This is a genomic window from Streptomyces sp. NPDC045967, from assembly GCF_056430495.1.
Window position 1 is genome coordinate 101,632 of record NZ_JBWKLE010000021.1, and the last position, 9,621, is coordinate 111,252.

General features: G+C 70.3%; 4 protein-coding genes. 3 read left to right on the plus strand and 1 reads right to left on the minus strand.

Features of this window, described 5'->3' with window-relative positions; genetic code table 11:
* Nucleotides 1-13 precede the first annotated feature (13 nt).
* On the minus strand, nt 14-1,999 hold the full coding sequence (locus AC07FY_RS29015; protein WP_479012031.1) for a bifunctional metallophosphatase/5'-nucleotidase: 1,986 nt from the start codon (nt 1,997-1,999) through the stop codon (nt 14-16).
* Nucleotides 2,000-2,229: 230 nt separating this feature from the next.
* Here AC07FY_RS29015 and AC07FY_RS29020 point away from each other — a divergent pair, with 230 nt between their 5' ends.
* From AC07FY_RS29020 to AC07FY_RS29030, 3 genes are all read left to right on the plus strand, one after another.
* On the plus strand, nt 2,230-3,798 hold the full coding sequence (locus AC07FY_RS29020; RefSeq protein WP_479012034.1) for a sigma-70 family RNA polymerase sigma factor: 1,569 nt from the start codon (nt 2,230-2,232) through the stop codon (nt 3,796-3,798).
* A gap of 641 nt (nt 3,799-4,439) precedes the next feature.
* Nucleotides 4,440-6,809, plus strand: a complete 2,370-nt coding sequence (locus AC07FY_RS29025; RefSeq protein ID WP_479012036.1) for a non-reducing end alpha-L-arabinofuranosidase family hydrolase — start codon at nt 4,440-4,442, stop codon at nt 6,807-6,809.
* Between the two features lie 42 nt (nt 6,810-6,851).
* Nucleotides 6,852-9,479 (plus strand): RICIN domain-containing protein, encoded by a 2,628-nt coding sequence (locus AC07FY_RS29030; protein ID WP_479012038.1) that lies wholly within the window; start codon nt 6,852-6,854, stop codon nt 9,477-9,479.
* Nucleotides 9,480-9,621: the final 142 nt, after the last annotated feature.

Consider the following 9,621-nt stretch of genomic DNA (forward strand, 5'->3'; position numbering starts at 1 on the left):
TGCCGGTGGTCCGTCAGCACGGCGGGTAGGGGCGGTCGTCCGGCCTTGCGGCGGTGACGATGGCGGCCTCGGGCCGAGGGAGCGGGGTTCCGTCGGAGAAGACGGGCTGCGCCGGATCCGTGATCTCCCCCAGCTTCGACTCCAGCTCTCCGGATGACATCACCGACACACGGTCGGTCGGTGCGGGGATGAGGGTGCCCGCCTGCCTGACGAACGACACGAAGCTTTCGAAGTCCCGCTGGTGGGTGAAGGGCTCTTCGAACTCGGTCAGAGCGGGATACCCGTCAGCCCCCAGCAGGGTGTAAGCCAAGGTAGCCAGCCGATAGCGCTGCTCCAGCTGAAGGCGCTCGCCGTCGATGTACACGTCGTAGGGGTCGACTCGGTATCCGACGGCGGCGACCGAGTCGAAGCTGTAGCGCACGTTCTTCGACACGGCCAGCGGGGCGTACTGGATTCCCCCGCCCTCTTTCGTCGTCCACTGCTGCTCCAGGGCGTCGTGGATCTGCTGCCCCGTGACCCAGACGCTGACGATCGGGTCGCCGTATCCCACGCCGCGCCACGCCTGCACGAATTGGACCGCGCCGTCTGTGGCCTGGTCGTAGACGAGGTCTCCGGCGATGACCGACTGCCCGACGCGGGGAGCGGTGGCCACCAGGGCGAGCTGCCCCGGCACGTTCGGGTGGCTGTTGCCGTTGAAGTTCTTGTCCGTCGGCCGGCTGCCGGCCCACAGCGCCCAGTCGGCGACGAGATCGCCCATCGTGCTCTCCCCCGCGGCGTTCCTCTTGCGGAGGAACGAGCCGCTCTGCCTGCCGATCTTCGAATGGGCACGTGCTGTTGCCTGCACGTTCCAGTACGAGACGAGCTGCTGCATTTCGGGGTCCGGCGCGATGTCGGTCCGTGTGTTGGGGTGGTTGGTGGACACGGTCAGCTCGCGTACCACCGTGCCGGTGAGCGGGTCCAGCTTGAGGTTGATCTCGTTGATGAGCTGGCCGTAGCAACCGGCCTCCACGAACGGCCGGGGCACCCCGTCAGGGTCGGGCAGCATCATGTTGAACCGGGTGTGCCAGTGGCCGGTGACGATGACGTCGATGTCGGGCGATGCGTGCAGGGCAAGCTCGTAGGCGGGCCCGGAGGGATTGTGCCCGGCGTTGAAGTCGCCGCCGGCGACGGCTCCGTCGTGCATGCTGAGCACGATCGCGTTGACTCCTCGCTGCTTGAGGAGTGCGGCACAGCGGTTGACCGTCTGGAGCTCGTCACGTGTCGTCACGGCGGGCAGGTACGCGGTGGTGCTGGACTCCGTACCGACGGGCGTCAGGTGAATGAAGCCGATGGGGATGGCCTCTCCCCCGGGGCCGGAGACGTACCTGATGTTGTAGGAGGGGAGCACGTCGGTGCCGTCCGCGCGCCATTGCACGTTGCCGGTGTAGTAGAGGAAATCCGCCCCGCGGAACCTTCGGCCGGTGGAGTCGATGAACGACGTGTCTTGGCCTACGACCGGGAAGGGGATTCCCTGCTCCATGTGCTGTGTGATCATGGCCGGTGATTTGTCGAACTCGTGGTTGCCCGCAGTGGAGAAGTCCAGCCTCATCAGGTTGAGCGCCTCGATCGTCGGCTCGTCCGCGAAGACCGCCGAGTCGAACTCCCACCCGGAGAAGTTGTCGCCCGGGCTGAAGAAGAGGGAGTTCACCCGTCCCTCTCTGAGCCGCTTCAGGTGTGCGGCCATGTAGGCGACTCCGCCCACCGTGTAGGTCTGGCCACTGTTGCCGTGGATGGTGGCGTTGCTGCCCGGAGCTGCGGCCAGATAGCCGTGCAGGTCCGTGATGCTCAGCAACTGGACGTCCACGTAGCCGTCGGCCTTGCCGACGTCCCGCGCGCTGTCCGATGCGTAGGCGGGGACGCCGGTTGCGATGGTGGTACCGATGGCGCCCAGGGCAGTGAGGAAGGAACGGCGACCGGTGCGTACGTCATTCCACGGCTTGGCCGCTTCCAGTGAACTCATGCAGCGGACTATGCCGTGACGCCTCGACGCGATCGGCCCAACGCCCGCTGTGCGATAGCCGCGTTCACTCCGACAGGTGTTGTTTCCAGCTGCAGCAACCCCCTTGGCGGCGAGGCCGCTGTGCCGGGACCCTGCCGCCGGCAGGGTCCCGATCCTTGGCCTGGGGCCTCAGCTTTGGTCGTACACCTTTGCGGACGTTAGGGTCTGACGCCTTGGTGAGGAGGGTGGGAATGGGGCTCATGGACGCGGATCACGCCGGGCTGGTCGTCGCGGCGCAGGCCGGGGATGCCCGGGCGCGCGAAGAGCTGATCGCCGCCTACCTGCCGTTGGTCTACAACATCGTCCGCCGGGCGCTGAGCGGACATGCCGACGTCGACGACGTCGTCCAGGAGACGCTGTTGCGCGTGGTGCGGGATCTGCCTGCGTTGCGCGCCCCCGACAGCTTCCGCTCCTGGCTGGTGTCGATCACGCTTCGCCAGATCCACACCCATGGGCAGCGGCAGCGCGTCTTCGCCGGCCGGACCGCGGTCCTCGACGACGCACTCCACATACCGGATGCCGGCCCCGAACCCGAGGACGCGACGATCCTGCGTCTCCATGTGTCGGACGAGCGCCGTCAGATCGCCGAGGCCGGTCGGTGGCTCGACCCGGACCACCGGGTGCTGCTCTCGCTGTGGTGGCAGGAGCGCGCCGGACTGCTGAGCCGTGAGGACATCGCCGCCGCGACGGGCCTGACTGTCGCCCACGCCGGGGTACGCCTGCAACGCATGCGCGAGCAGCTGGACCTGAGCCGGACGATCGTCGCCGCCCTGGCGGCCGACCCGCGGTGCCCGCAGCTGGGCGAGACCGTCGCCGGTTGGGACGGTCTACGTACCTCGGTGTGGCGGAAGCGGATCGCGCGGCACACCCGCGACTGCCCGCTCTGCACGGCGACGACGACGAACCGGGTCCCTGTCGAGGTGCTGCTCCTCAGCCTCGCGCCCCTGGCCGTCCCTGCCGGACTCATCGCCACGCTGACCGCCAAGGGCCTGCTGTCGGGTTCGGCTGCGATCGCCGCCGCGCCGGCCATGGTCCCCGTTGCCGCCGGCACGGCGACGATGGGAGGCAGTGCGCACGGCGCGGTGGCCGGCAAACTCCACGTGGTGACCGCCCATCCCTTGGCGAGCCTGGCCGCCGGCGCGGTGCTCATCACCGGGGCCGCCACCTACGCGACCTGGCCGGAACCGGAGCCCCGGGCGCCCGGCGTCAGTGCCGCTCCCACGGCCGGCCATCCCGGGCCGGCCCCGTCGGGCACCCCCACGTCGGCCGGACCGCCGTCGGCCGTACCGCCGTCGGCGAGTCCGTCCGCCGTCACAGGAGGCACTGTTCCGCTGGGTGCACACTCTCTGGAGTCCGTGGACCGACCCGACCTCTACCTGACATATGGCGGCGACTTCGCGGCGCTGGGTCCGGTCTCCGCGTCCAGCAGTACGCAGGCACGGCAGCGCGTCACGTTCACGGTGGTCCGGGGCCTGGCCGACACGGGGTGCGTCACCCTCCGCTCGGCCGACGGCCGTTACCTGCGCCACCACTACCTGCGGTTGCGGCTGAGCACCGACGACGGCAGCGAACTGTTCCGGAAGGACGCCACCTTCTGTCCGCGTCCCGGGGCGGTCGCGGGGTCGGTGACCCTGCACTCGCACAACTACCCCGGATCGGTCCTCCGCCACCGCGACGGCGGCATCTGGCTCGACGGCTCGGACGGCAGCCGGGCCTTCGCCGGCCAAGCCTCCTTCGTCGTCCGCAAGGCCTGGTTCTGAAAACCGGTCGCTGAGCAGCGCGCACGGATTCGCGAGCCGCGAACCGCGAGCCGCGAGCCGCGCAGTGACAGCCGGCGAGCCGCTCGCAGCCGGCTCCGGCACTGCGCAGCGCACACCCCTGCGGTGGGCCGCCGCCGTGCCGCACCGGTCCGGGGTCGATCAGCCTGCGTCGACGGGCGCCTCGCCGAACCGGTCGGCCTGAAGGCCGAGCACGGCGGGCTATCGGCCGGTGCTCTGACGAACAGCACCCGTGAGCAGCGCTGCCCTCCCCTCCCCCGTGGACGTCCAAACCGAGGGGCTGGGCGTAACACTTCCTGCCTGCGAGATGCATCACGGGCAGATCTTCGGGATGGCGCGGCTTTTTCGTTACGCCGCCTCGCGTTCGGAAGCCTCCACTTCGTGGGGTTCTTCCCGCCGCTCACCATGCGAGGCGGTGTGAGAGGCCCCCGCAGCCATCGGCACATCCCCGGAAGGAAGCGCCCCATGACGCGACATACCCCTGAACGCCGCACGCCCCGTACGCAGGAGCGGCGCCTCGTCCTGCACCGCACCCACCCCGCCCCCGCGGCGGATCAGGCCGCATCGGCCGGTGCGCCCACGGTCACGCCCCGCGAGGCGACCCGAGACCTCCGAGGAGCAGCATGAAGGGCCTGCACCGGCACGGTCGGCGCCGGCGGACACTGACGATCGGACTGGCCGCCGCGGCGCTGGTGGGGGGTGCCGTGACGCTCCTGCCGAGCTCTGCCGGAGCCGCAACGCCCCTGGGCACGCAGGCGGCGCCCTCGGGCAGGTACTTCGGCACCGCTGTGGCCGCCGGCAGGCTCGGCGACGCGAAGTACACCGCCATCCTGGACCGGGAATTCAACATGATCACCCCGGAGAACGAGATGAAGTGGGACGCCGTCGAGCCGTCCCGCGGCACATTCACCTTCGGCGCGTCCGATCAGATCGTCAACCGTGCCGCGACGCACGGCCAGCGCCTGCGCGGCCACACCGCGGTCTGGCACGCGCAGCTCCCCTCCTGGGTCAGCTCCATCAGCGACGCGAACACCCTGCGCGGGGTGATGAACAACCACATCACCACCCTGATGACCCGCTACAAAGGCAAGATCCACTCCTGGGACGTGGTGAACGAGGCGTTCGCCGACGGGTCGACCCAGCACCGCAGCTCGGTGTTCCAGAACGTGCTGGGCAACGGCTTCATCGAGGAAGCGTTCCGCACCGCCCGGGCGGCCGACTCCTCCGCCAAGCTCTGCTACAACGACTACAACATCGAGAACTGGTCGGACGCCAAGACCCAGGGCGTCTACAACATGGTCAAGGACTTCACGTCCCGTGGCGTGCCGATCGACTGCGTCGGGTTCCAGAGCCACTTCGGCGCCGGCGGTCCCCCGGCGAGCTTCCAGACCACCCTGGCCAACTTCGCCGCCCTGGGCGTCGACGTCCAGATCACCGAGCTGGACATCGCCCAGGCGTCGCCGACCCACTACGCCAACACGGTGAAGTCCTGCCTGGCGGTGGCCCGGTGTACCGGCATCACCGTCTGGGGCATCCGGGACAGCGACTCCTGGCGCAAGGGTGAGAACCCCCTGCTGTTCGACAGCAACGGCAACCCCAAGGCCGCCTACACCGCCGTCGTGAACGCCTTCAAGGCCGCCCCCGGCACCGGCACCGGCACCGGCACGATCAAGGGCGTCGCCTCCGGCCGCTGCATCGACATCAACGGCTCCACCACCGCCAACGGAACCCAGGCGCAGCTGTGGGACTGCCACGGACGGACCAACCAGCGCTGGACCCACACCTCCGGCAAACAGCTGACGGTCTACGGCAAGAAGTGCCTCGCCGCCAAGGACAAGGGCACCGGCAACGGCACCGCGGTGGTCATCGAGGACTGCAACGGCGGCGCCGGCCAGCAGTGGAACATCAAGACCGACGGCACGATCTCCGGCGTCCAGTCCGGGCTGTGCCTCGACGCCGTCGGCGCGGGCACCGCCAACGGCACCAAAATCCAGCTGCACTCCTGCTGGTCCGGCGGCAACCAGAAGTGGACCGGCCCGTCCGGGACGCCGACCCCGACAACTCCCGCGCCGACGGGCACGTGTGCTCTTCCGTCGACCTACCGGTGGACGTCGACGGGTGCGCTGGCGCAGCCGGCGAACGGGTGGGCCTCGCTGAAGGACTTCACCCACGTGACGTACAACGGCAAGCACCTGGTCTACGGCTCGTACTTCTCGGGATCCTCGTACGGCTCCATGATGTCGGGGCCCTTCGCGAACTGGTCGGACATGGCGTCGGCCCGCCAGAGCGGGATGAGCCAGGCCACGGTGGCTCCCACGCTGTTCTACTTCGCGCCCAAGAAGATCTGGGTGCTGGCGTACCAGTGGGGGGCGTGGCCCTTCATCTACCGCACGTCGAGCGACCCGGCCAACCCCGAGGGCTGGTCCGCGCCGCAGCCGCTGTTCACCGGCAGCATCCCCCGCACCGACTCCCCCACCGGCCCGATCGACCAGACACTGATCGCCGACGACAAGAACATGTACCTGTTCTTCGCCGGTGACAACGGCAAGATCTACCGGGCGAGCATGCCGATCGGAAACTTCCCCGGCAACTTCGGCTCCTCCTACACGACGGTCATGAGCGACTCGCCCGACAACCTGTTCGAGGCGCCGCAGGTCTACAAGGTCCAGGGCCAGAACCAGTACCTCATGATCGTCGAAGCCAGGGGCGCGAACCAGGCCCGCTACTTCCGCTCGTTCACGGCCTCCAGCCTGAACGGTCCGTGGACCCCCCAGGCCGCCACCGAGAGCAACCCCTTCGCCGGCAAGGCGAACAGCGGAGCCACCTGGACCAACGACATCAGTCACGGCGACCTGGTGCGCGACAACCCCGACCAGACCATGACCGTCGACCCCTGCAACCTGCGGTTCCTCTACCAGGGCAAGGCGCCCGCGGCAGGCGGCCCCTACGACCGACTGCCCTACCGGCCGGGTCTCCTCACCCTCCAGCGCTGACCTGCCCCGATCCACAGAGCCAAGCAAGGAGCACAACCCCCCATGAAGAACCCCACGAACGGCGGGCGCCGCGGACGCCACCGCCGCCGCTGGACCGGGACCGGACTGCTGCTCGGTGTACCCGCCGTCCTGGTGCCGTACCTCCTGTACGTGCAGGACGACTCGCAGGCCGCGACGGTCGACGCCGGCGCCTACTACCGGCTGGTCTCCGTGCGCAGCGGCAAGGCGCTGGACGTCAACGCCTTCTCCACCGCCGACGGCACCCGCATCCAGCAGTGGACCGACCAGAACACCGCCAACCAGCAGTGGCAGCTGCGGCCCACCGGGGACGGCTACCACGAGTTGGTGAACCGCAACAGCGGCAAGGTGCTGGGCATAGCCGGCGACTCGACCGCCCAGGCGGCCGCCGCCGAGCAGCAGACCGACGGCTCCGCCACCTCGCAGGAATGGCGGATCGACGACGTGAGCGGATCCGACGCCGTCGTCCTCACCTCCCGCAGGAGCGGCCAGGTCCTGGACGTCTCCGGCAGCTCCACGGCCGACGGCGCGGAAGTCATCCAGTACCGCGGCCACGGCGGCACCAACCAGCAGTGGAAGCTGGTCAGGACGACCGGGGCCAAGACGCCCGGGTCCGGACCGTACGCGTGGCGCAACGCCCAGGTGGTGGGCGGCGGCTACGTCACCGGAGTCGTGTTCAACCCCCGCGAGAAGGGCCTGCTGTACGCGCGCACCGACATGGGCGGCGCCTACCGCTGGGACACCGGGGCCGAGCAGTGGATCCCGCTGACCGACTGGATCGGCGAGAAGGACTGGAACCTGCTGGGCATCGACGCGCTGGCCACCGATCCGGTCGACCCCGGCCGGCTCTACCTCGCCACCGGCACCTACACCAACGACTGGGCGGGCAACGGCGCGATCCTCCGCTCCACGGACCGCGGCCGCACCTTCCAGCGCACCGACCTGCCCTTCAAGCTGGGCGGCAACGAGGACGGCCGCGGAGCGGGCGAACGGCTGGCGGTCAACCCCGCGGACAACGGCACCCTGCTGCTGGGCACGCGCAAGAACGGCCTGTGGCGCAGCACCGACCACGGCGCGACCTGGAGCCAGGTCCCCTCGTTCCCCGTCAAGGACGGGGCGGGCAGCGGCGCGGGCATCTCCTTCGTGACGTACGGCCCGGCCGGCAGCAAGACGGTCTACGTCGGCGTCGCCGACAAGACCACCTCCCTCTACCGCTCCACCGACGGCGGCAGCACGTGGCAGGCCGTCCCCGGACAGCCCACCGGACAGATGCCCCAGCACGGCGTGCTCTCCGGCGACGGCTCGCTGTACCTGACGTACACCAACGCCCTTGGCCCCAACGGCGTGACGGGGGGCTCGGTCTGGAAGCACACGCCGGCAGGCGGAACGTGGAAGAACGTCTCCCCTTCCCAGGGCACCTACGGGTTCTCCGGTCTGGCCGTCGACCCGCGCAAGCCCTCCACGGTGATGGTCACCACCCTCGACCGCTGGTGGCCGGAGGACGAGATCTACCGGACGACCGATGGCGGCACGACGTGGAAGGCGCTGGCCGCCACGTCGGTGCGGGACGCCTCCGCCGCTCCGTACGTGGGCACCGGCACCGGGCACTGGATGACCGCCCTGGCCATCGACCCCTTCGACTCCGGCCACGTGCTGTACGGCACCGGCAGCGGCATCCTGCGCAGCAAGGACGCCAACGCCTCCGACAGCGGCGGCACCAGCCACTGGAGCGTGGGCGCCCGCGGGCTGGAAGAGACCGCCGTGCTGGACGCGATCGCGCCGCCCGGCGGCGCCCACGTCGTCACGGCCCTGGGCGACCTGGGCGGATTCCGCCACGACTCCCTGACCGAGGTGCCCTCCGGGCGGCTGACGAACCCGATGATGGCCAACAGCACATCCATCGACTTCGCCCAGTCCAACCCCTCGATGATGGTCCGCGTCGGCCGGGGCGGCGCGCAGGACGGTGCCTACTCCGCCGACGGCGGCCGCAGCTGGAAGGGCTTCGCGTCCGAGCCGGTGGCCGGCGCCGACAGCGGCCGGGTGGCGCTCTCCGCCGACGGCTCGGCCATCGTCTGGACGCAGACCGGCCAGGCCCCGTACCGCTCGACCGACAAGGGAGCGAGCTGGTCGAAGGTCAACGGCCTGGGCACCAACGCCGTCGTCGTCGCCGACCGCTCCTCGGCCGGGACGTTCTACTCCCTGGCCGGCGGCACCCTGTACGCCAGCACCGACGGCGGGGCGACCTTCAGCGCCCGGGCCACGGGCCTGCCCGCCGACGGCCGGCTGGAGGCGGTCCCCGGAGCCGCGGGCGACCTGTGGATCGCCGGCGGCGGCCAGGGGCTGCTGCACTCCACCGACGGCGGCCGCACCTTCACCCGGCTCGCCCCGGTGAAGTCGGCCTCCGCCGTCGGCTTCGGCAAGGCCGCACCGGGCGCCTCCTACCAGGCCCTGTACCTGATCGGCACCGTCAAGGACGTCACCGGCGTCTTCCGCTCCACCGACAAGGGCGCCACCTGGCTCCGCGTCAACGACGACGCCCACCAGTGGGGCGGCATCGGCGGCACCGGCGTCATCACCGGCGACCCCGACGCCTTCGGGCGCGTGTACGTCGGAACCAACGGCCGCGGCCTGCAGTACGGCGATCCCTCCTGACCCGACAACCGGGCGGGGGGGGAGGGGGGGGGGGGGGGGGGCCCCCCCCCCCCCCCCCCGGGGGGGGGGGGGGGGGGCCTTCCCGGTCTGTTGTCTGTTTTTCTCCCCCAAAAACCCCCCCACCCCCAAAAGGCCAGCGGGC